The 22,519-nt window shown below is 67.0% G+C and carries 20 protein-coding genes; 10 read left to right on the top strand and 10 right to left on the bottom strand.

Going from position 1 to position 22,519, the window contains the following annotated elements; translation table 11 throughout:
• Positions 1–11: 11 nt before the first annotated feature.
• Entirely contained in the window at positions 12–710 is a 699-nt protein-coding gene (locus tag ACLFRM_RS05290) for an HAD-IA family hydrolase (RefSeq protein ID WP_410754679.1), read from the top strand.
• 86 nt (positions 711–796) lie between these two features.
• A complete protein-coding gene (locus ACLFRM_RS05285; protein ID WP_410754677.1) occupies positions 797–1,288 on the top strand; it encodes a hypothetical protein in 492 nt (163 codons plus the stop codon).
• Positions 1,289–1,325: 37 nt separating this feature from the next.
• Here ACLFRM_RS05285 and ACLFRM_RS05280 read toward each other — a convergent pair whose 3' ends face one another.
• From ACLFRM_RS05280 to ACLFRM_RS05270, 3 genes are all read right to left on the bottom strand, one after another.
• Positions 1,326–3,053, bottom strand: coding sequence for a diguanylate cyclase (locus ACLFRM_RS05280; RefSeq protein WP_410754676.1), 1,728 nt, complete (start codon positions 3,051–3,053; stop codon positions 1,326–1,328).
• The gene (locus tag ACLFRM_RS05275) at positions 3,050–4,306 is read right to left on the bottom strand and encodes an ABC transporter substrate-binding protein (RefSeq protein WP_410754675.1); all 1,257 of its coding nucleotides are present in this window, start codon (positions 4,304–4,306) and stop codon (positions 3,050–3,052) included. Before ACLFRM_RS05275 ends, ACLFRM_RS05280 begins: the two co-directional genes overlap by 4 nt.
• A gap of 142 nt (positions 4,307–4,448) precedes the next feature.
• A complete protein-coding gene (locus ACLFRM_RS05270; RefSeq protein WP_410754674.1) occupies positions 4,449–5,630 on the bottom strand; it encodes a methyl-accepting chemotaxis protein in 1,182 nt (393 codons plus the stop codon).
• A 143-nt stretch (positions 5,631–5,773) separates the two neighbouring features.
• Here ACLFRM_RS05270 and ACLFRM_RS05265 point away from each other — a divergent pair, with 143 nt between their 5' ends.
• Positions 5,774–6,649, top strand: a complete 876-nt coding sequence (locus ACLFRM_RS05265) for a phytoene/squalene synthase family protein (protein ID WP_410754673.1) — start codon at positions 5,774–5,776, stop codon at positions 6,647–6,649.
• Between the two features lie 23 nt (positions 6,650–6,672).
• Positions 6,673–7,452 (top strand): SDR family NAD(P)-dependent oxidoreductase, encoded by a 780-nt coding sequence (locus ACLFRM_RS05260; protein ID WP_410754672.1) that lies wholly within the window; start codon positions 6,673–6,675, stop codon positions 7,450–7,452.
• A gap of 37 nt (positions 7,453–7,489) precedes the next feature.
• On the opposite strand, the gene ACLFRM_RS05255 is transcribed toward ACLFRM_RS05260, so the two are convergent.
• From ACLFRM_RS05255 to ACLFRM_RS05235, 5 genes are all read right to left on the bottom strand, one after another.
• The gene (locus tag ACLFRM_RS05255) at positions 7,490–8,710 is read right to left on the bottom strand and encodes a class I SAM-dependent methyltransferase (protein WP_410754671.1); all 1,221 of its coding nucleotides are present in this window, start codon (positions 8,708–8,710) and stop codon (positions 7,490–7,492) included.
• On the bottom strand, positions 8,707–9,153 hold the full coding sequence (folB, locus tag ACLFRM_RS05250; RefSeq protein ID WP_410754670.1) for a dihydroneopterin aldolase: 447 nt from the start codon (positions 9,151–9,153) through the stop codon (positions 8,707–8,709). Before folB ends, ACLFRM_RS05255 begins: the two co-directional genes overlap by 4 nt.
• Before the next feature lie 148 nt (positions 9,154–9,301).
• The gene (locus tag ACLFRM_RS05245; RefSeq protein ID WP_410754669.1) at positions 9,302–11,395 is read right to left on the bottom strand and encodes an EAL domain-containing protein; all 2,094 of its coding nucleotides are present in this window, start codon (positions 11,393–11,395) and stop codon (positions 9,302–9,304) included.
• Positions 11,392–13,047, bottom strand: coding sequence for a hypothetical protein (locus tag ACLFRM_RS05240; protein ID WP_410754668.1), 1,656 nt, complete (start codon positions 13,045–13,047; stop codon positions 11,392–11,394). The genes ACLFRM_RS05245 and ACLFRM_RS05240 overlap by 4 nt, the downstream gene beginning before the upstream one ends.
• Positions 13,048–13,445: 398 nt before the next feature.
• Positions 13,446–14,378: a KamA family radical SAM protein gene (locus tag ACLFRM_RS05235; protein ID WP_410754667.1), complete on the bottom strand. Its 933-nt coding sequence runs from the start codon at positions 14,376–14,378 to the stop codon at positions 13,446–13,448.
• A gap of 32 nt (positions 14,379–14,410) precedes the next feature.
• Here ACLFRM_RS05235 and efp point away from each other — a divergent pair, with 32 nt between their 5' ends.
• Together efp and ACLFRM_RS05225 are read left to right on the top strand one after the other, a co-directional pair.
• Complete coding sequence (gene efp / locus ACLFRM_RS05230) at positions 14,411–14,980, top strand: elongation factor P (RefSeq protein WP_410754666.1); 570 nt, start codon at positions 14,411–14,413, stop codon at positions 14,978–14,980.
• On the top strand, positions 14,935–15,981 hold the full coding sequence (locus ACLFRM_RS05225) for an EF-P lysine aminoacylase GenX (protein ID WP_410754678.1): 1,047 nt from the start codon (positions 14,935–14,937) through the stop codon (positions 15,979–15,981). The genes efp and ACLFRM_RS05225 overlap by 46 nt, the downstream gene beginning before the upstream one ends.
• A gap of 137 nt (positions 15,982–16,118) precedes the next feature.
• Here the strand turns inward: ACLFRM_RS05225 and asd are convergent, their stop codons facing one another.
• Positions 16,119–17,033: an archaetidylserine decarboxylase gene (asd, locus tag ACLFRM_RS05220; protein ID WP_410754665.1), complete on the bottom strand. Its 915-nt coding sequence runs from the start codon at positions 17,031–17,033 to the stop codon at positions 16,119–16,121.
• Positions 17,034–17,151: 118 nt separating this feature from the next.
• Here asd and prmB point away from each other — a divergent pair, with 118 nt between their 5' ends.
• The 4 genes from prmB (at position 17,152) to ACLFRM_RS05200 (ending at position 21,748) form a co-directional block, all read left to right on the top strand.
• Positions 17,152–18,117, top strand: coding sequence for a 50S ribosomal protein L3 N(5)-glutamine methyltransferase (gene prmB, locus ACLFRM_RS05215; RefSeq protein ID WP_410754664.1), 966 nt, complete (start codon positions 17,152–17,154; stop codon positions 18,115–18,117).
• 182 nt (positions 18,118–18,299) lie between these two features.
• Entirely contained in the window at positions 18,300–19,577 is a 1,278-nt protein-coding gene (locus ACLFRM_RS05210) for an NAD(P)/FAD-dependent oxidoreductase (protein ID WP_410754663.1), read from the top strand.
• A 178-nt stretch (positions 19,578–19,755) separates the two neighbouring features.
• Positions 19,756–20,958: a cupin domain-containing protein gene (locus ACLFRM_RS05205; RefSeq protein ID WP_410754662.1), complete on the top strand. Its 1,203-nt coding sequence runs from the start codon at positions 19,756–19,758 to the stop codon at positions 20,956–20,958.
• Positions 20,959–20,968: 10 nt separating this feature from the next.
• Complete coding sequence (locus tag ACLFRM_RS05200) at positions 20,969–21,748, top strand: hypothetical protein (RefSeq protein ID WP_410754661.1); 780 nt, start codon at positions 20,969–20,971, stop codon at positions 21,746–21,748.
• Positions 21,749–21,824: 76 nt separating this feature from the next.
• Here the strand turns inward: ACLFRM_RS05200 and ACLFRM_RS05195 are convergent.
• On the bottom strand, positions 21,825–22,519 hold a 695-nt coding region (locus tag ACLFRM_RS05195), incomplete at its 5' end, for a cytidylyltransferase domain-containing protein (protein WP_410754660.1).

The raw sequence follows: 22,519 nt of genomic DNA, 5'->3' as shown, positions 1-22,519 counted from the left end.
AAGGAGTCCTGATGCTGCCCACCCCCAAGGCAATCCTGTTCGATCTCGACGGCACGCTGCTCGACACCGCCCCCGACATGGCCGCCGCGCTCAACCGCGTGCGCACCGAGCAGGGCCTCGAGGCGATGCCGTTCGACGCGATCCGCCCGCACGTCTCCAACGGCGCGCGCGGGCTCCTGGGCATCGGGCTGGGCATCACGCCGGAGGACACGGACTACGACGCGTTGCGCGACCGCTTTCTCGCCCTGTACGCCGAGGACCTGGCGGTGCATACCTGCCTGTTCCCGGGCCTCGAGGCGCTGGTCGCCTCGCTCGAACGACGCGAGATGCCCTGGGGCGTGGTGACCAACAAGCCCGGCAACCTCACGCGGCGGCTGCTCGAGGCGCTGGCAATCGAACCCACGGTAGTGGTCTGCGGCGACGACCTCGCGCGCGCCAAGCCCCACCCGGACCCGCTGCTGTTCGCCGCCGGCAAGCTGCGCCTGCCGCCGCAGACGATCTGGTACATCGGCGATCACGAACGTGATGTCATCGCGGGCAATGCCGCCCACATGCCCACCATCGCCGGGCGCTGGGGCTACCTCGACGGCGAACGTCCGATCGACTCCTGGGGAGCCGCGTTGGTGATCGATCGGCCCGAAGACATCGCCGGTCTGCTGACTCGGTCGGACCAGGGCGCCGAGCGGGTCGATGCGGTTGACGCGAAATGAGTCCGCGCATCGCCTCGCTGCTCGGATGGTCCGTGGACGCGCGGCACCGCGATGCCCCCCTCGTACCGAATGACACCCCGGCGGACATGGGCGAACTGATCGCCTTCTACCGCGAGCGTCTCGCCGCGTTCCGCCCGAGCTGGTTTCAACGCCTGTCTACCACCGACCAGGCCCGCATCGACGGGCTGATCACCGCGGTGCTCCTGGTCGACGGCTGGCTGGACGCGGCGGCTGACCGCCAGGCCGGGCACGCCATGCGGCTGCCGGCCGACGAACTGGCCCAACTGGGCGTGAACGAGGCCCATTGGCAGGAGAAGCGCGTGGACTTCGCCTTCCGGCGCTTCAACGAGCGCTTCGCCGGACGCATCCGCGGGGTCTTGCGGGGCGCGGCACCGCTGGGCCGGCCGTGGCTGGCCGGATGGCGCTATCGTCTGACCATCGCGCGGGTCGAGCAGATACTGCGCGAGCGGCAGGTCGATCCGTCGCTGTGGTTCGAGACCGGCCCTTCCCGCTCGCCCGTGGCCTGGGCGACGGCGGCAGCGCGCATCGCCTGGCGGGTGGCCACGGGCCGCGGCTGATTGCCCGGCGGACCGTCGATGGGCGGTGCCGCCGGCCTCAGGGCAGACGGCGAACCTGGTCGCGCCCCTCGCGCTTGGCCAGGTAGAGTGCCTCGTCGGCGCGCCGCACCAGCCCCGCTGCCGAGTCGGAGGCATCCCACGGATTCCGGCTGGCCACGCCGATACTCACCGTCACCACGCCAGCCGGGACGTCCTCGTGGACAATCGCGAGATCACGCACCGCCCGCCGTATGTCCTCGGCGATCGCCATCGCACCCTCCCGATCGGTGTCCTGAAGGATCAGCACGAACTCCTCGCCACCGTAGCGGGCCGCCAGGTCATTGCTGCGCCGCACCGCCTCCTGCAGCACACCGGCGATGCGGCGCAGACACTCGTCACCGGCCGGGTGGCCATAGCGATCGTTGAACGACTTGAAATGATCGACGTCGAGCATGACCACGCTCAGGATCAGGTCGGTGCGAATCGCCACGGCCCATTCGCGCCCCAGGACCTCCTCGAAGGCGCGCCGGTTGGCCAGGGTCGTCAGACCATCCGTGCGCGAAAGCGTCTCCAGCTGCCGGTTGGCGGCCTGCAGGGCCTCGGTCCGTTCCTCCACGCGTTGTTCGAGCACCTCGTTGAGCTGCTGGTACTCGCGCAAAAGACGCTCGGTTTCCTCGTTCTTTTCCTTGAACACGTGGGCCGCACGTGCCAGTTCGTGAAACTCGTAGCCCGCCTCGGTCAGGTCGAGATCATCGGCACCCTCGCCACGCGACAGGCGGCGGAAGGTCTGCGTGAGGGTCTCGATCGGGGCGACGACGCTGCGACCCAGGCGGTAGGGCAGGTACACCATCAGGACCAGGGTCAGGCCGATCCCGAGCAGCACCGTCCACAGCGCCAGATGGATCGTCTCGGCCGTCTGCGCCTCGATACGCTCCATTTCCTCCCTCAGGCCTGCGGACAGCCGCTTGGACTGGTAAAGCACCTCGTAGGTCTCGGCGGCCATGACGACGTTCACCAGGTAGAGGTAGCCACGGGTCAGCTGTACCGTGTCAAGGATGACCTTCTGGTAGCCGACCAGGGCACTGTCCATGTCGCGAAACGCCTCGACCTCGGCGGGGTCGGCACTGGAGTCGGCCAGCCGCTCGATCAGCTCACGGGACTGGCCGACCTCCAGCCGAATATCGCGGATCCGGGTGTTGTCCAGCGACTCGAGGTAGTCGCGCAGCCGCTTGTCGATCCGCAGGGCCGCCCCGCGCAGCCGCTCGAGACTGGCGACGTCCTCGCCTTGCGAGTCGTCCTGCCCGGCCCCATGGGCACTCAGCAGGGTCTGGTAGTGCCGGGCGCGCAAGTCGATGCCCTCGTCGATCAGCCAGCTCTGGCGGTCGCGCAGGCGCTTGACCTCGGCGAAGGCCTCGCGAAACCCGTCGAGATGCGTTCCCATCCTTTCGACACGATCCCCCACCGCCGCACTCGCTTTCTCGTCGAGCCGCTCGAGCAGGTCCTGCGCCCGCTCGAACACGATGCCGGCCTGATCGGCGGGAAACGCACGCCCCGATTCGACGAACTCGCCCGACAGGCGCTGCAGCTCGACCATCTGCAGCGCGACCTCACCGCCCACCTCGACCTGCTCGCTGATCAGGGTCAGGCGCTGAAAGTCGGCGTAGATGCGACTGATGGTAAGCGCGAGCACCAGCGCGATCAGAAAGCCGGCCACGCCAATCGCGCCAAAACTGCTGAAGATGCGCGTCTTGAGCCGACGCCTCGGGGCTGCCCGGCCATCGATCATGCGAGGAGGAACTCCTTCCACCGGGTCAGCGTGTACTCGTAGGTGTCCATGACCGTGTTCCACACCGCGATGTTCGAGAAACGGGTTTCGTAACTCCCGCCGCGACGAATCTCGCCCGCTTTGGCCACCGGCTGGCCATTCACGCCGACCAACGCGTGGGCGGCGGGCTTGCCCGCGTACCAGTAGTCCCATTCGGCCGGGGTCAGGAAGGGGCGCGAGCGCTGCGGGTTGGCGATGTAGTAGCCCTGCCGGGCTATGAACGCCCCCGGCCAGCCCGACAGCCACCAGTTCATGAACGCGTAAGCCATCTCCTTCTGCTCGCTGCCCACCACCGAGGACAGGCACATCACCCCGTACCAGGCTCGATAGCCCTCCTTGGGAGCGGCGTAGAGACAGGGGATGCCCATGCCCGTCAGCTGCGCGGCGGCAGGCGAGAACATGCTCTCGATCACCACCTCACCGCGCGCCATCAGCTCGACCGAGTGCGGCACGGAGAACCACACACCACGAAACTGTCCGCAACGCTTGTAGTCGACCAGGAGCGCGAACAGCTCGTCGACCTCCTCGCGGGTCATCCGGCCGATCTCGCCAAAGCGCATCAACCCGTTCGCCTCGACGGCCAGTGCCAGGTCGAACAGGCCGATGCTGGGCTCGTTGACCACCGCCACTCGTCCCCGGTAGGCGGGATCGAGCAGCCAACCCCAGCTCTCGGTTTCGTAGGGAACGCCCGGCTCGATCACGCGCGTGTCGTAGCCGAAGGAGTCGGTGTTGTGAACGTAGGGGAGGAAGCTGATCCGGCCGGTGGGTGTCGGGCCGAGCCGACCATCGTCCTGGACGAACAAAAGCTTGTGCGGGGCATCACCGCTGCCGACAGGCGCATCCGGGACAATCCGGCCGGTCTTGGGCAGGTCGTTTATCTCGTCCCAGTAGGTCAGTCGATCCACCTCGATCGGCTGGATGGCGTTGGCCTGCCAGAGCACCCGCATACTGTTCGACCATTGCTCGTAGAGATCGAACGCCCCCGGATCGCTGCTCGCCCGCTGCAGCACCTCGGCGCTCCCGCCGGGGTGAAACTCGATATTGAACCCCAGTTCCTGCTCGGCGCGCCGACGAATCGGCTCCTGCAAGGTCACGTGCGTGCCCATCACGCGCAAGGTCGGCTTGCGATCCAGGGCGCGCACGATCGCCGGGAAACCGGCCCCGCCCAGCAGCAGACCGGCACCCCCGACCTTGAGCACGTCACGTCGATTCATCGGCCAATCACGGGTTGTGGGGTCTCCAACGGCTTCGGCAAGGGGCGAGCATGACGCCACGCGGTCGCGTCATGGCGGGCCAGTAGACAGAATGACCTCACGCCGGCCAGGTGACAAGCGCGGGAGGACCGAACGCCCCGGATCAGAGCCGAAAACGGGCCACCTGGCCGGCAAGCCGATCGGCTTCGCGGTTGACCGACTCGACCGCCTCGTTCGCCGACTGCATGGTCTCGGCGTTGCGCTCGACCACCTCGATCAACGCGTTCAGGTCCTCGGTAAGCCGCTCGATCGCCGCCTGGTGGCGCTGGCCGTGGCTGGCCGCCTCCTCGGTGAGCTTGACGGTGTCGGCGACCGATCCGAGCATCTCCGACAATCCCCCGGAAGCGGTCTGCAACGAGCGCTCGGCATCCGACGAGTACCGGCTGGCCTCCTGCATCTTCGCGTCGGCGGCGGTCACGTCACGTCCCAGGGATTCCATCACCAGACCGATCTCCCGGGCCGCCTCGCCGCTGCGGCCGGCCAGCTTGCGCACCTCGTCGGCGACCACGGCGAAGCCGCGTCCGTGCTCGCCGGCACGCGCCGACTCGATCGCTGCGTTCAGGGCAAGCAGGTTGGTCTGCTCGGCGACCGCGTCGATTGTGGCGGTCATGCCGGCGATACGGTCGCGGGCGGCGACCAGCGAGGTGATCAACGCGGCGGTCTCCTCGACGCGTTCCTGCGAACGAGCGATCGAGGCGACGCTCTCGCCCACCTCCTGACGGGTCTGCTCGGCGCGCGACTGCATCTCGCCGGCCTGATGGCCGGCCTCCGCGATCGCATCGACCAGCCGCTCGCCGCCCGCAGCCACCTCGCTCGCCTCGTCGATGGTGCGCTGGCGCTGCGCGCCGACCCGACCCTGCGCAGTCATGACGCTGGAGACGCTCTGGTCGAGACTGCCGGCAGCGTTGGACAGTGAGTCGCTGCTGCGGCTGAGATCGCCCACCTGGGCATGCAGCTGATCGATCATGCCGTTGACGCTGGCGACGATCTCGCCGAGCGAGTCGTGACTGACGATCTGGCATTTCTCGGTGAGGTTGCCTTCACGGACGGCCCCCGCGAGCCGTGCCAACGCCCCCATCCGCCGCAACAGAATGAGGTGCGCCAGCCCGTAGTTGACGAAGCCCACGGTCAGCCCCGCGCCCAGGCAACCGACCACGAACCACCCCAGCATGCCATCGCGGAATTCGACGAAGAACGAGGCGAACACCGGGAAGATCGCACCCATGACGACCCCCATTCCGACAAAGGACCATTTCAGGCGGCGCAGGATGCTGGGCTGGCTCATATCGAGGTGACACCTTGCTCGAAGTGGAAGGCGCCAACCAATGGGCGCCTGATCGTGTATCGGTAGATCGGGCGTTTTCTTGAGCCCCGCCCGGCATCAGATCCGCGGCGGACCGATCGGCGAAACTGGTAGAATCCGCGTTCATGAATGCCGAATCCCCTCGCCCGCCGACCGACCCCCAGCTGGCCGCCGCCGAGTGCGAGCGACTGGCCCGCCCGGTGGGCAGCGCCTTCCGCCTGGCGAGTCTCAAGCTCCCGCCGGCGCGACAACGGGCCGTGACGGCCCTGCGCGCGCTGGACGTCTCGCTGGCAGAGATCCCGGAGACGGTCAGCGAGCCGCAGGTCGCGATGGCCAAGCTCGACTGGTGGCGCGAGGCGCTGCTCGGCATGACCCGCGGGCGCCACGACCACCCGGTGATCCAGTCGCTGGCCTCGGCCCTGGAAGCGATCGGCCTGGTCGAGGAGGCCCGCCGCGAGGACTCACCGCTGGTCGGACGCCTGGAAGAGCGTCTCGGGGCCGCGCGCATCGAACTCGAGTACGAGGGCTTTGCCGCCGAGGCCGACCTCGAAGCGTTCCTGGATGCACGCTACGCGAGCGTGTTTCACCTGTACGGCCGCCTGCTCGATCTGCCTGCCGACCAGCTCGAGGCCGCCGCGCGGCTGGGGCGCTGGCACGGCCGGCTCGACCGCGCCCGCCTGCTGGGACGTCATGCCCGGGTCGGGCGTGTCTACCTGCCGCAGGAGACCCTGAATCGCTACGGACTGGACGAGGCCGATCTGTACCGCGAGGCCACACCCGCGGCACGCGACCAACTGTTCCGAGACGAACTGGAGCGTATTCATGCCGGTCTGAGCGACTGGCCGGCAAGCGGCCGACCGGCACGCCTGTTCCGCATCCTGCGCGCCATCGACCGCGAGCACCTGCGCCTGATGCGGGAAGCACCCGCCGAGCTGACCGGCGGGCGCGTCGAAATACGCCCCCTGCGCCAGTGGTGGCTGGCCTGGCGCGCCTCCTGGTAAAACCCGCCTCACGAGACACCACGATGACCGACTCCCTCAACCCCGACGCCTCTCAGAGCTCACCTGCCGACATGCCGTTTGCCGGCAAGATCGCGCTGATCAACGGCGCGACCGGCGCACTGGGCACCGCCACGGCGCAGACGCTGGCCGCCCGCGGCGCGACCCTGATCCTGCTGGGACGCAAGCTCGATCAGCTAGAGCGGCTAGCCGACGACATCAACGACCGCGTGCTGCCGGAGGTGCCGGCCGAGGCCCGCGGCGAACCGCCGGTGATCCAGCCGGTGGACTTCTCGGGGGCCGCCCCCGAGGACTACGCCTCGCTGGCCGAGGGCATCGAGCAGGCCTTTGGCCGCCTCGACCTGCTGGTGCACGCCATGGGCACGGCCGGCGAACTCGCCCCGCTCGCACAGGCCGACCTGATGAAGTTCCAGGAAAGCCTGCATGTCAACCTCACCGCACCGTTCGCGCTGACCCGCAGCGTCTGGCCCTTGCTGGAAGCAGCCGATCGCCCCCGGGTGCTGTTCTTCACCGACCGCGGCACCGAGGCCTATGGCAGCGCCCACGATATCGCGCATGCCGGGCTCGAGCGGCTGATCCGCCAGTGGGCGGCGGAAGCCCCCCACGTGTGGCTGGCCGGATTCGACCCGGGCGCGGTCAACAGCCGCCTGCGCCACGCGCGCTTCCCCGGCGAGCGGCCCGATGATCGCCAGCCGCCCTGTGCCGTGATGCCGGCGGTGCTCGACTGGCTCGAACGGGGCGAGTCGGGCCTGGTTCACCGACTCGAGGCGGCCATGACGACCTGATCGAAGCCCGGCTCGACCGCCCGATCAGCCGGCCGAATCAACCACCAAGGCGCAGACGCATCACCCGGAAACGCTCACCCATCTCGGTGGGCATGACCAGCTCGCGGAATTCCTGCGCGAGACGCGCCTGGTCGGCCATCGAATCGCGTGCCTGCAACTCGCGTTCGACCCGTTGCGGCACGTCGGTGCCCAGCAGCCACTGGGCCTGGCTGCGCTCGCCGTCGACCTCGAACCCGACCGCACGCGCGGTCTCCTCGACGGCCTGGAAATCCACCCAGGCGGTGATGTCCTGCAGCCCCGGATAGACGAGCGGGTCTTCGTGGGCCAGGTGCCGATAGTGGCACTTGAGCGTGCCCTCGTCCCGGTCGGCCCGGTAGATATCGGCGGTATGACTGCCGTAGTCGAACAGGTAGATCCAGGTCTCGCCGTCGGCGGCGAGTGCCGCACGCATCTCCCCCAGCCAGCCGGCCAGATCGGGGTTGTACTCGGCCAGCACGGTCTCGCGCGGCGTGACGATCGGCCGCTCGATACGGGCGGTGATCGCCTCGGCCGCCGCCCGCAGCCCCTCGTCGGCCGGCCGTTCTTCCCAGGCAAACCGCTGACCATCGAAGCCCACCAGCAGGCGCTCGGCGGTTTCCGGCCGGCCCGGCCACCAGCGAAAGCGCTCGACCGGCATGGCATCGAGCACCTCGTTGGCGATCACCATGCCGCCGGGCCACGCCAGCTCTGACCACGACGTGATCCAGCGCAGGCGCTCGACTACCGCCGGCGGCAAGGCCGCGCGCAGATTCTCGGCCTGGCGCTCGGCCAGCGCCGGGGAAATCTCGAGGATGGTGTAGCGCTCGGGCAGCGCGTCGGCGGCGGCCAGCCGCTCGAGCAGATCGATCGCCAGGCGACCCGAGCCGGCGCCGATCTCGAGGATCTCGCCGGCAAGACCACTGGCCTGGGCCTGTTGCCACTCGTAGGCCAGCCCGTCGGTGAAAAACCCCGAGCGCTCCGGGGCCGTGATGAAGTCGCCGCCGGGACCGAAGGCCACCTGGCCGCTGCCGTAATACCCCAGTGTCGGGTGGTAGAGCACGGTCGCCATGTAGTCGGCAAAGGGGATCGGTCCCGCGCGCATTCTCTCGACCAACTGCTCGATCAACTCGAGGCTCTTGGCCTGGTCGGCCGCTGACGGAGCGGGCAGTTCAAGGCCTTGCTCCCCGGCGTGCTTTCCGGGGCCGGTCGGCTGGATCGAATGCCGAGTATCGCGGTTCATGCGCCCTCCCCGGCGGCGCCTCCCGCGGCCTCTCGCGTGATCTCCACGCCCACCCCGGCCGCCTCGGCCAAGGCATGCGGCTTGATCGCACGCATCGTGACGCGGCGGATGGGAAATTCGGCCAGCAGGGCCTGGCAGCAGCGGGCAGCCAGGGTCTCGATCAGCTGGAAGCGCCCGAGGCGGGCGATCTCGGTAACGCGTCGCGAGACGGCTGCGTAATCGACGGTCTGATCGATGTGCTCGCTGGCGACGGCCGGTTCCACCGAGTCGACCTCCAGCACCAGGTCGATCCGCACCGGCTGCGGGGTTTGCCGTTCGGCCGGCAGGATGCCGATGATGGTCTCGAATTCCAGCCCCTGGACCAGAATGCGGTCGGTGGCGGCGGCGTGGGAAGTCTCGGTCGTCGGCAGGAGCGGGGCGAACAGCTGGTCGGCGTCGGTCACGGTGGCAGTCTCGGAATGGGACGAAGGCCCGCGGCCGCGATGGCGGCCGCCAGGCGGCGCTCATGGTAGCCCGGATGCGGCCTCGCCCGCGACCGGATCGGCTGTCGAGCGTGACTCGGTACGTCTCGGCGGCAGGCGACCGGGCGGATCAGAACTGGGCGAAATCGAACTCGAGGCTTTCCTGCGGGGCCTGGATGAAGTCGCCCTGCACGAAGTCCACGCCCATCGGCCAGAGGATCTGCAGGCTGGCCGCGTTCTCCACGTTGGGCACGATCACCGCCATCCCGTCCTGCTTGGCGTGCTTGACCACCTCGCCGACCCGATCCTGGTTTGCCGGTTCCTGAGCGAAGTTCTCCAGCAAGGAGCGGGCGATCTTGATGGTCGAGACCGGCAGGTGATCGAGAATGCGAAAGCCGTCGTCACCGGAACCGAAGCCGTCCAGGATCAGCTCGCCACCCAGCGGGTGCAGTGCCTGCTGCATGTCGGCCAGGTGACGCAGGGCGTGGCCGGCCTTGTCGACCGAGACCTGGACCGCCAACAGCGCGTCCGGCAGTCGGGTCATCTGCAGGCGTTGGGTCAGCCACTTGGTGAACTCGGGGTCGTGCAGCGAGGCATCGCTGATCCGGATGTAGAGCTTGGGCTTCTCGCCGTTCTTGACCCCGGTGTGGATCTGCTTGATTGCCGAGAGCACCACCCAGCGGTCGATCGACTGGATCAGGTCACCGCGCTCGGCCTGCGAGAGAAACTCGGCCGGCGAGATCAGGCTGCCGTCCTCGTCGAGCATCCGCACGAACACCTCGTAGCGGCTGATCTCGCGATCGCCGGTCAGCGAGACGATCGGTTGAAATACCAGCGAGAAGCGGCTCTCGCGCAGCGCCGTCTTGATCTTGCGTGCCCAGGCCTCGTCCTGCTCGCGCTCCGAGGCGGTCTTGAGATCCGGTTCGTACCGACGCGACTGGTACTTGCCTTCCTGGGCGGCACGGTTTGAGGCCCGCTCGACCCGGTCGACCAGCTCGGCGGCATTGGGCGGGGAGTTCTCGTCGAGCACGAGGAAGCCGGCCGAGGTGGAAACGGTCACCGAGGTCGTACCCTGGGTGAAGACATAGTCGCGAGCCAGTGCGTTGAGCGCTTCGGCCAGATCGGCGGTGCGGTGGCGGTCGAGCCGGCCGAGCAGGACCAGAAAGGAGAACGCGCCGTGTCGGGCCACCAGTCCCTGACCGCCGACCCGCTCCTCGACCTTCTTGCCGAACTCGGTCAGGAGGTTGTCCATGCCGGTGGTGCCAATGTGGCGCTTGATCTCGTCGTGATTGAGGATCTCGAGCAGCAACAGCGCACCGGTCTCTTCCTCGTCGCCTTCGACGATCTCCGCCCGGCGAGCCTCGATCTGTTCGAACAGATAATTGCGGTTGTACAGGCCGGTGAGCAGATCGCGACGGGCGAAGTACTCGAGCTGATCGGAGATGTCGGCCACGTCCTCCTTGACCTGCGTGGCGAATATCTGCAGGCAGGGCTCGCCATCGAAGGAGGCCGCGGTGCTGTGGATACGCACCTCGATCTCGTGACCGCCGTTGGTCCTGAGTGTGAAGCTTTCCTCGGCGTCCTCGGTCTTGAGGAAGCTCTTCAGCCGCTGAGCGGAATCACCGGAGGCAAGGTCCAGGATGGGTTCCTCGCGCAACTCGCCGAGGTCGGCAAAGCCGAGCAGATCGAGATAGGCCTGGTTGGCGTAGATGTGCAGTCCGTCCTGCAGGTAGGCCACGGCCTCCGACGAGCCGTCGATCAGCTTCTGGCAACGCAGTTCCGACTTCGACAGCTGGGCGGCCTTGTGTTCGCGGTCCTGGTAGAGCAACGCGAAGGCCACGGCGCGCATCAACAGCGGTTCGACCAGCGACTCGTGGGTGATGACGGAGAACGCGCCGGCCTCGAGGAATGCCTCGACCTCCTCGACCCCGCCGATGTCGTCGTAGACCACCATCGGAACACCGGCCAGCGCCGGCTCGCGTGCCGCGTGCTCGTGGAGGGCCGTGAGCATCTCGAATGCGTTCGCCCCGTACTCGATGTAGATGACGTCGATCGGGGTCCGCGCGATTTCATGCCGCGCGGCATCGAAGTCGCCGGCGTTGTGCACCGATGCCTGCAGACCGGCATTGCGCAGTTCGCCGCGCAGGGCGATCGAGTCGTTCACCGAACCGATCACGTGCAGGATGGAAAACGGGGTGTTTTCGACGGTTTCGACGGGCGTCACGCATTGCCTCCCTTGTTGGGGCTGGTTTCCATCACGACCAGATGGGAACCGACCATCACGATGCGCTCGAGGTTGAGATGCCGGTCCTCGCCCTGCTCGCGGATCACCGTGACCCGCCTACCCCGATCGGCGAGGTCCGGCGGCAGGATCAACTGATCGATCCGGTCGTCCTCGACCAGGCGGGCGAGCACCGGCCAGGTACCGGCGGCGTGCGGCGACTCGTCGGCAGGATGGGCAAAATAGGCCATCCAGTCGCCCGGCAGGCGCTCTACCCCCATGTCGATGGTCCGATTGGCCTCGTCGAGGTGGCGCACCCAACGGATGATACCCAACCCGATGACGGCAGCCATCCCGCCGACATCCTCGTCCGGATCGCGCTCGATCAGGATCAGTTCGTCGACCGCCGCGCGGCTGTTGTCCGCCAGACGCCAATGCAGGCGCAGCCCGCGCTCGGAGAGATTGACCACGTCCCAGGTGGCCGGCTCGTTGAGTCGTGGTGTCGCCGGGCGTCCATCGGCATCCGGCATCGCCTCCCAGTCGACGTCGTCGCGGGCGCCCGAGTCGATCTCGAGCTTGAAGTCGTGGATGCTCGGCCCACCTTTCACCTGGCCATGCACGGGACGCTCCAGGCCTTCCCAGTCCAGTCCGGAGAAGGTCAGGTGCTGCGAGGCGGGCAGGCTGTAAAGCATGTCATCGAGAAGCCGATGATGCACGCTGTGAAAGCCGATGGTGATCAACGAGCGCTCGCCGATGGCCTGCTCGAGCTGGTCGCGGCGACGCGCCTCGCGTGAACTCAGAAAGAACTGCAGCCGGCGCAGGAAACCGCGCAGTGCTATCCGGCATTCGGGATCGAGCCCCTCGACGGTCTCGCGACGGTACAGTGCTTCGACCCCCACATACACTGCCCCGTCCGGGTTCGCCTTGCCGCCACTGATGGCGATGTGCGGGGCCAGCCGCCCGGTCATGTCGACAAAGCGGGCCGAGCCGCTGGGTCGCTCGGTGGTGATCTCGACCATCCGGGCCACCTGGCGCAGGCAGGGGTAGAGCACCGCCATCTCCTCGACGGTCAGCGCGTAAGGATTGACCATCGCCAGCAGCAGCACCGCCACGTAGATGTCGCGCACCTCGCTCCAGGCCTCGGGCTGTTCCGCATCGAGATCACGACTGGCCGCCCGGGCAAACTGGTGCAAATCGGCGTACAGCGGTTGCGGCACCCCGACGTAGAGCTGATAACAGTCGACGATCAGGCGCGCGGCCCACTCGATCCGCTGACGATGAGCGATCGCGCGGGCCTGGCGGGCATCACCGAACTCGACCAGCCCCAGGCGCAGATTGGCAAGCGACTGGGACGCGCGATACAGGGTGAACAGCGCCGAGAGCTGTTCCCGGGCCTTGGGGGACATTGGCAGCGGGCTCTGTCTGAGGCTGAGGCGCAATGCCTTGGCCGTGCGTTCGAGCGGCGACTCGAGCCGGTCGATCAGGCCCGACAGGGCCTCGTCGCTGATCTCCTCGAGGTCGGTCCGACCCAGAAACCCGGCCAACAGGCTGGCCGCCTCGGTCGGATCGACGAGCGGGATCCGCTCGAGCAAGGTTTCGATATCCGCCGTGGGGGGGGCGGCATGGGACTGAGGCGGCTGCGGGGACTCGGCCATCGACGAACTCCTGTTTCTTCCCGAGGGACGGACTGCACGAATTGCGATGCCTCTGACTTGCCGACCCGTTCGCCATCAAGGTGCCCGATTCGACGGCGGGGCCCAACGCCATCGACATGGGCCCGCCGTGAATCCGCAACACCGAGAATGGACAAGTCGGCAAGCCCCGCTGAGGCGGTGATCGTTCGTGCAGCCCTTCCCTGACGGGATACTCCTTCCGTGCACCCGGGGATCGGGGGCTTTCGATCATACTGTATTCAATGCCATCGTCCGAATCCATGCCGGGCGCGCCCGACCCGCCATTGCCGGTGACAGGCGCCGCAGCGAAACACAACGACAGACAGCGAGGGGTGACCACGACCGCCCTCTCCCGGAACCGGTCTCAGGGTCGCTCGCGGTCAGGCGATCGACGTCTTGCTCGACTCGCCGGCCTGCTCGACCACGAACCGCGGCACCAGGTACCCCGGCAGGCGCGCACGCAACGCCTCGATCCGTTTTCGTCCGGTCTCGGCATCGACGGCGAAATGAGCCGCGCCGGCCACGGGGTCGAGCTGATGCAGATAGTAGGGCAGCACCCCCTGCTCGAACAGGGCCTCGGACAGCTCGGCGAGCACGTCGGTGTCGTTGTTCACACCCTCGAGCAGGACGGTCTGGTTGAGCAGGGCGACCCCGGCCTCGCGCAGCCGCCCGAAGGCCGCAGCGCTGGACTCGGTCAGCTCACGGGCGTGATTGACGTGAGCGACCAGCACCACCCGGCCCGGAAAATCCGCCAGCGTCCGGCACAACGAGTCGTCTATCCGTTCGGGCGAGACCGTCGGGATGCGGCTGTGGATACGCAGGCGGCGCAGACGGGGCATGCCGGAAAGCCGCTCGATCACCGTCGCCAGACGCCGCGAGCTGAGCACCAACGGATCGCCGCCCGAAAGGATCACTTCGGTCATCTCCGGATCCGCGGCCAGGTAGCCCAGCGCCCGATCGAGCGCGGCCTGATCCAGCCGCTGCTCGCCGTAGGGAAAATGTCGGCGGAAGCAGTAGCGACAATGCACCGCGCAGGCGCCCGTCAGCACCAGCAGCGCCCGGCCGCGGTACTTGTGCAACACGCCCGGCACGGCGTTTGCGGCAAGGTCCCCCACCGGGTCGACATCGAACCCGGGGACGTCGAGCGCCTCGCGCGGGTCGATGCGGAACTGCCGGGCGACGGGATCGTCCGGATCGCTGGCATCGATCCGCGACTCGACCGTCGGCGTGGTCAGCTCGACGAAGTCGGCATCGCGTCGCCGGCGCTCGCCGGGCTGGGACGTTGGGGGGTTATCGGGTATGATCGCGGCCATTTCCACCGACTTCGATTAACTTGCAGGTTCCCATGGCTAGTTACAGCACCAACGAATTCCGCGCCGGTCTCAAGGTCATGCTCGACGGCGATCCGGCCACCATCGTCGAGAACGAGTTCGTCAAGCCCGGCAAGGGCCAGGCGTTCAACCGGACCAAGCTCAAGAACCTCAAGACCGGCAAGACCATCGAACGCACCTTCAAGTCGGGCGACTCGCTCGAGGCGGCCGACATCCACGATCAGGAAATGCAGTATCTCTTTTCCGACGGCGAGGAGTGGCACTTTATGGATCCCGAGTCCTTCGAGCAAATCGTCGCGACCAGGGATGCCGTCGGTGACTCGGCCCAGTGGCTCAAGGAACAGGACATGTGCCAGATCACCCTGTTCAACGGCGCGCCTATCCAGGTGCTGCCGCCCAACCACGTCGAGCTCAAGGTGATCGAGACCGATCCGGGCCTGCGCGGTGACACCGCCACCGGCGGCACCAAGCCGGCCAAGCTCGAGACCGGCGCGGTGGTCAAGGTGCCGTTGTTCATCGAGGAAGGCGAGGTGCTGCGCTGCGACACCCGCACCGGCGAATACCTCTCGCGGGTCAAGAACTGATCCGGGACGAGGCCACCGTCCCCGCGGCGGCCGACTGGCGTCCCGGCGCCAGCCTCGAGACGCTGCGTCAGCGCGCCCGCTTGAAGCGCCGACTGCGCGAGTCGCTCGACGCGCGCGAGTGGCTGGAGATCGACGCCCCCGCCCTGATCGACAGCCCCGACTTCGAGCCCAACATCGCCCTGTTCCGGGCGGCCCTCCCCGACGGCAGCCCCGCCGGCTCCCTGCACAGCTCGCCCGAGCTGATGATGAAGCGCCTGCTGGCTGCCTACCCGGAGCTCCCCGGGGCCTACTATCTCGGGCCGGTGTTCCGAGCCAACGAGACCGGACGGCGGCACAACCCCGAGTTCACCATGCTCGAGTGGTACGACACCGGCGCCACGCTCGACGCCGCCATCGCGACCACGCTCGAGCTGATCCAGTCGGCCCGTCGCGCACTGGGCGTGGCGGATGCCCCGGTCGAACGCCGGGACTACGGCACCCTCTTTCGCCGCCATCTGGGGCTGACCCCCTACCACGCCGATCGCGACGCCCTCGCGAGTGCGGCCCGCGCGCATTCCATCGACGTGGCGAACCCCGAGGGGATGGATCGCGACGACTGGCTGGATCTGCTGATGAGCCTGGCGATCGAGCCACGACTCGACCCGACCGCGCTCACCGTGGTGACCGGCTACCCGGCCAGCCAGGCGGCCATGGCACGGATCGAGGCCCGCTCGTTCGAGGGACGCGAGATCACTGTCGCGGCGCGCTTCGAGGTCTTTGGCGGCGGGCTGGAACTGGCCAACGGCTACCACGAGTTGACCGATCCCGACGAGCAGGCCCGGCGCCTGGGAGATGCCGGTTCCGGCCCGCGCTCGTCCAGCCAGCAACGCTTCCTCGCCGCGCTCGCCCACGGCCTGCCCGAATGTAGCGGCGTGGCAATGGGCGTGGATCGGTTGCTGATGTGGCTGACGGGTGCCGAGGAGATCGACGCGGTCTTGCCATTCTCGGCGCGGCGGATCTGAGGGAGACGAAGGCCTTGGCGCTCGCCTCTACCGCGGGGCGCTGCGATTACCGGACTCCCGCTTGCGAGGGAATCCAGAGAGCCGCGACAAGACTCTCGCACGAGCCGCCGAACTGATCCGAGCGAACCCCGCCAAGACTAGCCTTCGGTGTTCGCCTCTTCCTCGTTTCCGGAATCAGACGCCTGCAACCGCTGCCCCAGCTTGATCGGCATCTCCGCCTGCCAGGCGGTATCGAACTCGACGCCCTTGGCCGCCAGCAGAATGACGGTCGAGCCCATGTTGAAGCGCCCCATCTCGGCCCCGCGCTCGAGGCGGATCGACAGCCCGGTGTCACCACCATAGGTCCAGCGGCCGATCTGGCGCTGCGGCGTGGGCGTGACCAGCCCGGCCCAGACGGTCTCGATCGCCGAGACGTTGATCGCCCCGACCAGCACCATCGCCATGGGGCCATCGGCGGTGTCGAACAGGCAGACCAGCCGCTCGTTGCGGGCGAACAGGCGCGGCACCTCGGCCACCGTCCCGGTCGAGACCGAGAACAGCCGGCCCGGCACGTGGATCATCTCGCGCAGGGTGCCGGTCACCGGCATGTGGATGCGGTGGTAGTCGGAGGGCGAGAGGTAGAGGGTGGCGAACGAACCGTCCTTGAACGGCTCGGCCAGGGACGCATCGCCGCCCAGCAGTTCGGTGGCCGTGTACGCCCGTCCCTTGGCCTGGAAGATGTTGCCCGACTGGATATGCCCGATCTGGCTGATCCCCCCGTCGACCGGGCTGATCCAGGTGTCATCGTCGCCCTCGAGCGGGCGAGCACCCTCGGCCAGCGGTCGGGTGAAGAAGGCGTTGAAGGTGGGGTAGTCGGCCGGGTCGGTCCTGGCCGCCTCGGAGAGGTCGACGCCGAATGCCTCGACGAAGCGCCGGATCAGCCATGCCGTCCAGGGCGCCCGCCAGCGCGTGACGCGGAACACAAGCCCGGAGATCAGGTGGTGCGGCAGGACGTACTGGATGCGCGCCCACAGGCGCGATTGCCATTTCACGGTATTGCTCGGGCTGGTCATGGCGCCTCTATGTTAAGTGGCCGGGGGCTCCCGGCAGCGGTCGATGAGAAGTTACCATTGTGCCAGAGTGGCCGTTTCAAAAGACCCGCCTTCCACCCCCTTGCCGAAGACCCACCGCATGCACCACCACACACCCGCCGAGCACAGCCCGGAAACGCTGGGTAACCACGACCATCTGGAAACCATCCTGGATTTCGTCCGCTGGGCCGCCAGTCGGATGGACGAACACGACGTGTTCCTCGGCCACGGCACCCACAACTACCTCGACGAGGCCGCGTGGCTGATCCTCGAAGGGCTGCGCCTCCCCCCGGATCTGGGGCAGGACTGGTGGCAGGCGCGCCTGACCAGCGAGGAACGCAGCGCCGTGGTGGAACTGATTCGCCGGCGCTGCCTCGAGCACATCCCCACCGCCTACCTGCTCAACCGGGCCTGGTTCCTGGGCCGCCCCTACTACGTCGACGAACGGGTACTGATCCCGCGTTCGCCCTTCGGCGACCTGATCCGTGACGACTTCAAGGGATTGCTGGCGGGCAATCCCGCCCCGCAGCGGGTACTCGACATCGGCACCGGCTCGGGCTGCATCGCCATCGCGCTGGCCGAGCACTTCCCGGAAGCACAGGTGATCGGCAGTGACATCGACTTCGGCGCACTGGCGGTGGCCTCGCACAACGTCGCCGAGTACCAGCTCGCCGATCGGGTCGAGTTGATCCAGTCGGACGGCTTCGACCAGCTCGTGGATGATGCCGGCAAGCCGCTGGCCTTCGACCTGATCGTCAGCAACCCGCCCTACGTCGACCCCGCCGAGGCCGAGGATCTGCCCGACGAATACCACCACGAACCGGCCGGCGCCCTGTTCGCCCCCGACCGGGGCCTGGCGTTGGTCGAACGTCTGCTCGACCAGGCCGCCGACCACCTGACGCCCGGCGGCTGGATCTTCATCGAAATGGGCAACGGCCGGCACTGGTTCGATCAGCGCTGGCCGGGTCACGGTGGCCTGTGGGTCGATCTCTCGCCGGCACCCTCCTCGATCGTCGGCTTCCCGCGCGAGCGACTGGCCGACTGGCGCGATTGCGGAGACACCTGATTATTTGTTTCTAATATACGCGGCGACACGGCAAGCGGTCAGCGATTCAACGACTTGACTGGAACCGCAGCGGCAGAATTGCACCTCTTGTGGAGTCGCCCCCTTGTTTTTCCTCTCCTGCAGAGGAACAATCACGCACTGAAATCGATCACGACACGATCGTCACGAACAGGGGAACACTCATGGCACATATCGTCATCCTGGGGGCCGGCATCGGCGGCCTGCCCGCCGCCTACGAGGCCCGCGAGGCACTGGGCAACGAGCACCGCATCACGGTGATCAACAACGAACCGTACTTCCAGTTCGTGCCGTCCAACCCCTGGGTGGCCGTCGGCTGGCGCAACCGTGACGACATCACCTTCCCGATCGCCCCCTATGTCGAGCGCAAGAAGATCGACTTCATCGCCCAGTCGGTCGAGCGCATCGACGCCGAGGCCAACCGCCTCGAACTGGCCGACGGCGAGACGGTCGACTACGACTACCTGATCATCACCACCGGCGCGAAGCTGATGTTCGACGAGGTCGAGGGTGCCGGACCGCACGGCGGCTACACCGAATCGGTCTGCACCATCGATCACGCCGAACAGGCCTACGACGATTTCAAGAAACTGGTCGAAAACCCGGGGCCGGTGATCGTCGGCGCGATGCCCGGCGCCAGCTGCTACGGCCCAGCCTACGAGTACGCCTTCATCCTCGACTCGGCGTTGCGCAAGAAGAAGATCCGCCACAAGGTGCCGATCACCTACGTCACCGCCGAGCCCTACATCGGTCACCTGGGTCTGGGTGGCGTGGGCGATTCCAAGGGCATGCTCGAGTCCGAGATGCGCTCCCACGACATCAAGTGGATCACCAACGCCCGCACGACCAGGGTCGAGGACGGCACCATGCACGTCGAGGAGCTCGACGACGACGGGGAGATCAAGCAGACCCACGCCCTGCCGTTCAACCACTCGATGATGCTGCCGGCCTTCAAGGGCGTCGACTGCGTGGCGAACGTCGAGGGACTGTGCAACCCGCGCGGTTTCGTGCAGGTCGATGACTACCAGCGCAACCCGAAGTACAAGAACATCTTCGCCGCCGGCGTGGCCATCGCCATCCCGCCGATCGAGAAGACCCCCGTGCCCACCGGCGCGCCCAAGACCGGCTACATGATCGAATCCATGGTCACCGCCATCGTGCACAACATACAAGCCGAACTGACCGGCGAGGGGGAGCCGAATTCCAAGGGCTCCTGGCAGGCCATCTGCCTGGCCGACTTCGGCGACCGTGGTGCGGCCTTCATCGCCCTGCCCCAGATTCCGCCGCGCAACGTCAACTGGTTCGCCGCCGGGCGCTGGGTGCATCTGGCCAAGATCGCCTTCGAGAAATACTTCATCCGCAAGATGAAGAAAGGCACCTCCGAGCCGCTCTACGAGAAGTACATCATGCGGGCGATCGGCCTGAACCGGCTGGAGAAGTGATCTCGGTGCCTCTCCACGAGGCTCGAGCAACACGAAAGGAGGCGCGCCCGATGGCGCGCCTTTTTCTTGCCGCATGGCGACTCATCAGCCGCATCTGCACTCACCAAGAGCGCACCCTCTCACCCGATAGCGTTATCCGTTAGACTTCGCTCTACCCACCAATCGCAGGGAAACGGCCATGTCCGCATCGACGCACGACTCCACCGATCACGTCCTCGGCGACCTCTCCATCGAGACCTTCCTGCGCGACTACTGGCAGAAGAGGCCGGTCCTGATCCGCGGCGCCTTCCCGGGCTTCGAAAGCCCGATCGCCCCCGAGGAGCTCGCCGGGCTGGCCTGCGAGGCCGACGCCCCCTCGCGCCTGATCCTGGAACACGGCCCCGAGCGCGACTGGCAACTGAAGATGGGCCCGTTCACCGAGGACGATTTCCGCGCCCTGCCCGATGACGGCTACTCCCTGCTGGTCACCGACTGCGAAAAGCTGGTGCCCGAGTTGATGGAGATCGTCGAGCGCTTTCGCTTCGTGCCCGACTGGCGCATCGACGACCTGATGATCTCCTACGCCCCGCCGGGCGGCTCGGTCGGCGCGCACATCGACGACTACGACGTCTTCCTGCTGCAGGCCCACGGCCGGCGCCGCTGGCAGATCGAGAACCCGCCGGTGCACACCGCCTACCGCGAGGGGCTCGACGTGCGCATCCTGACCGATTTCACCCCGACCGACGAGTGGGTACTCGAACCGGGCGACATGCTCTACCTGCCACCGGGCATTCCGCATCACGGCATCGCACTCGACGACTGCATGACCTGGTCGATCGGCTTTCGCGCCCCCACGCAGGCGGACCTCGTCGGCGGCGTCTGCGACCGGCTCGCGACACTGGCGGCCGAAGAGCGCTATCGCGATCCCGAGCTGGCACTGAGCGACAACCCCGGCGAGCTCGACCCGGCCACCCGCAAGCGACTGCGCGAGTGGGTGCTCGAGGCGATGACGGCCGATGAAAACCAGCTCGATCGCCTGATCGCCGAGACCCTGACCGAGCGTCCCGTCGACCACGCCGACCTCTACCCGCGCTACCACGAGGAAGAGATCGTCGGCATCCTCGACCACCTCCACGAGATCAGCGAACTGCAACGCACCCCGGCCTCGCGCTGGCTGTTGCTCGAACCGAGCGGTGATGACCCCGGCCAGCTTTGTATCGACGGGCAAAGCCACGCGCTCGACGCCGAGTCCCTGCCGCTCGCCCGCCTGCTCACCCAACACGTGCACGTCCCCGGCGAGGCACTGGCCGAGCGAGCCAGCAACGCCAGCGCACGCATCCTGCTGGAAAAGATCCTGACCGCGGGGCAGCTGCTGATCCCCGACGAAGACGAACAAGACTGAGGAGAGATTCATGACCCAGCCGTTTGCCACCGAATGGGGCCTGATCGGCACCGGCGAGATCGGCGGCGTGCTCGCCCACGGCCTGCTGAAAACCGGTCACCCGGTCTTTCCCATCGGCCGCGACGTCAACATCCAGGCCGCACTCTCCGCGCGCCCCTTCCTCGACGGCCTGCTGGTCGCCGTCGGCGAGAAGGATCTCGATTCGGTGCTCGAACAGATCCCCGGCGCGTGGTACGACCGCCTGGTCCTGATCCAGAACGAACTGCTCCCCGACGACTGGCGCAAGCACGGCATCGAGACCCCGACCGTCGCCTCGATCTGGTTCGAGAAAAAGCCCGGCAAGCCGGTCAAGCCGCTTATCTCCTCGCCCGTCTACGGCCCCCGGGCCGACGCGCTGGTCGCGGCCATGCGATCGCTCGACATCCCCGCCCATCGCGTCACCGACAGCGATGCGATGCTCGAGGAGCTGGTGATCAAGAACGTCTACATCCTGACCACCAACATCGCCGGCCTCGAGACCGGCGGCGACGTCGAGGATCTCTGGACCAACCACCAGCAACTGGCACGCGACATCGCCGCGGACGTCATCGCCCTGCAGGAAGCCAAGGTCGGCAAGTCACTCGACCACCAGCGCCTGATCGACGGCATGCTCAAGGGCTTCGACGGCGACCCGCAGCACCAGTGCATGGGACGGTCAGCGCCGCAGCGGCTCGCGCGAGCTCTCGATAATGGGGATGCCCTGGGGGTGAACATGCCGGCCATCCGTGCCATGGAAGGGCACGCATACTGACTCTGCCGCCCGCGGAAAGCGCTCAGGCGTAACGCCAAACAGCAGGAGCCGCCACGCGAGTTGACGCATTCAAGCGTCAAACGGAGGCATTGCCCTCCTTGACGAGCAATGCCTCGGCGATACGAAAATCGGTCTCCGAGTCGATGTCGATAGAAGCAGATTCCGGCATCCGGTATGCGAAGCAGGCGTCTGGAAGCAGGAAAGACTTGTCGGTCAACAGTCGTTCGGTTCGCGCGATGTAAATTGCCCCGTTGAGGCGGAAGTAGGTGGGCAGGTCCTGACTCCGGCGGCCTTTCGCCATGTCCGGCAGAAATCCCACCATACTGTCGTTTTCTGGCAGGGTATTGGCCCACAGCGGGCTGTGAGACATGGGACACACGGAGACAATCGCGTCAGCATCACGGTGTCGCAAAGCACTGATGGCGCCACGAATGTGTTCAGCGGTACGTAATGGCGACGTGGGCTGAAGTAAAATCACATAGTCGAACTCAGCTTGCCTTTCCCGGTTATACCACTCGACTACATCACACGCCACATCCACCGAACTCGCAGTATCAGAGGACAACTCTCTAGACCGAATAAAGGGAACATCTACACCCAGATCAACAGCCAGCTCGGCAATCCCCTCACCGTCGGTGCTAACGCAAATATTATCAATATCGGGCACCGCCTGCGCCGCTTCGACAGTCCATTGAAAAACAGGCTTACCACATAGCTGCTTGACGTTCTTTCCCGGGAAGCGCTTGCTGCGGGCCCGCGCTGGAATAATCG

This window comes from Guyparkeria sp., from assembly GCF_046540515.1.
Taxonomy (GTDB): domain Bacteria; phylum Pseudomonadota; class Gammaproteobacteria; order Halothiobacillales; family Halothiobacillaceae; genus Guyparkeria.
The sequence above is the reverse complement of the archived record's forward strand: the minus strand, read 5'-3'. Positions and strand labels throughout refer to the sequence as shown.

What these genes read in the sequence shown, in the direction of transcription:
- ACLFRM_RS05290 (WP_410754679.1), top strand. Translation starts at nt 12, where the DNA reads ATGCTGCCCACCCCCAAGGCAATCCTGTTCGATCTCGACGGCACGCTG.
- ACLFRM_RS05285 (WP_410754677.1), top strand. Translation starts at nt 797, where the DNA reads ATGGGCGAACTGATCGCCTTCTACCGCGAGCGTCTCGCCGCGTTCCGC.
- ACLFRM_RS05280 (WP_410754676.1), bottom strand. Translation starts at nt 3,053, where the DNA reads ATGATCGATGGCCGGGCAGCCCCGAGGCGTCGGCTCAAGACGCGCATC.
- ACLFRM_RS05275 (WP_410754675.1), bottom strand. Translation starts at nt 4,306, where the DNA reads ATGAATCGACGTGACGTGCTCAAGGTCGGGGGTGCCGGTCTGCTGCTG.
- ACLFRM_RS05270 (WP_410754674.1), bottom strand. Translation starts at nt 5,630, where the DNA reads ATGAGCCAGCCCAGCATCCTGCGCCGCCTGAAATGGTCCTTTGTCGGA.
- ACLFRM_RS05265 (WP_410754673.1), top strand. Translation starts at nt 5,774, where the DNA reads ATGAATGCCGAATCCCCTCGCCCGCCGACCGACCCCCAGCTGGCCGCC.
- ACLFRM_RS05260 (WP_410754672.1), top strand. Translation starts at nt 6,673, where the DNA reads ATGACCGACTCCCTCAACCCCGACGCCTCTCAGAGCTCACCTGCCGAC.
- ACLFRM_RS05255 (WP_410754671.1), bottom strand. Translation starts at nt 8,710, where the DNA reads ATGAACCGCGATACTCGGCATTCGATCCAGCCGACCGGCCCCGGAAAG.
- ACLFRM_RS05240 (WP_410754668.1), bottom strand. Translation starts at nt 13,047, where the DNA reads ATGGCCGAGTCCCCGCAGCCGCCTCAGTCCCATGCCGCCCCCCCCACG.
- ACLFRM_RS05235 (WP_410754667.1), bottom strand. Translation starts at nt 14,378, where the DNA reads ATGGCCGCGATCATACCCGATAACCCCCCAACGTCCCAGCCCGGCGAG.
- efp (WP_410754666.1), top strand. Translation starts at nt 14,411, where the DNA reads ATGGCTAGTTACAGCACCAACGAATTCCGCGCCGGTCTCAAGGTCATG.
- asd (WP_410754665.1), bottom strand. Translation starts at nt 17,033, where the DNA reads ATGACCAGCCCGAGCAATACCGTGAAATGGCAATCGCGCCTGTGGGCG.
- prmB (WP_410754664.1), top strand. Translation starts at nt 17,152, where the DNA reads ATGCACCACCACACACCCGCCGAGCACAGCCCGGAAACGCTGGGTAAC.
- ACLFRM_RS05210 (WP_410754663.1), top strand. Translation starts at nt 18,300, where the DNA reads ATGGCACATATCGTCATCCTGGGGGCCGGCATCGGCGGCCTGCCCGCC.
- ACLFRM_RS05205 (WP_410754662.1), top strand. Translation starts at nt 19,756, where the DNA reads ATGTCCGCATCGACGCACGACTCCACCGATCACGTCCTCGGCGACCTC.
- ACLFRM_RS05200 (WP_410754661.1), top strand. Translation starts at nt 20,969, where the DNA reads ATGACCCAGCCGTTTGCCACCGAATGGGGCCTGATCGGCACCGGCGAG.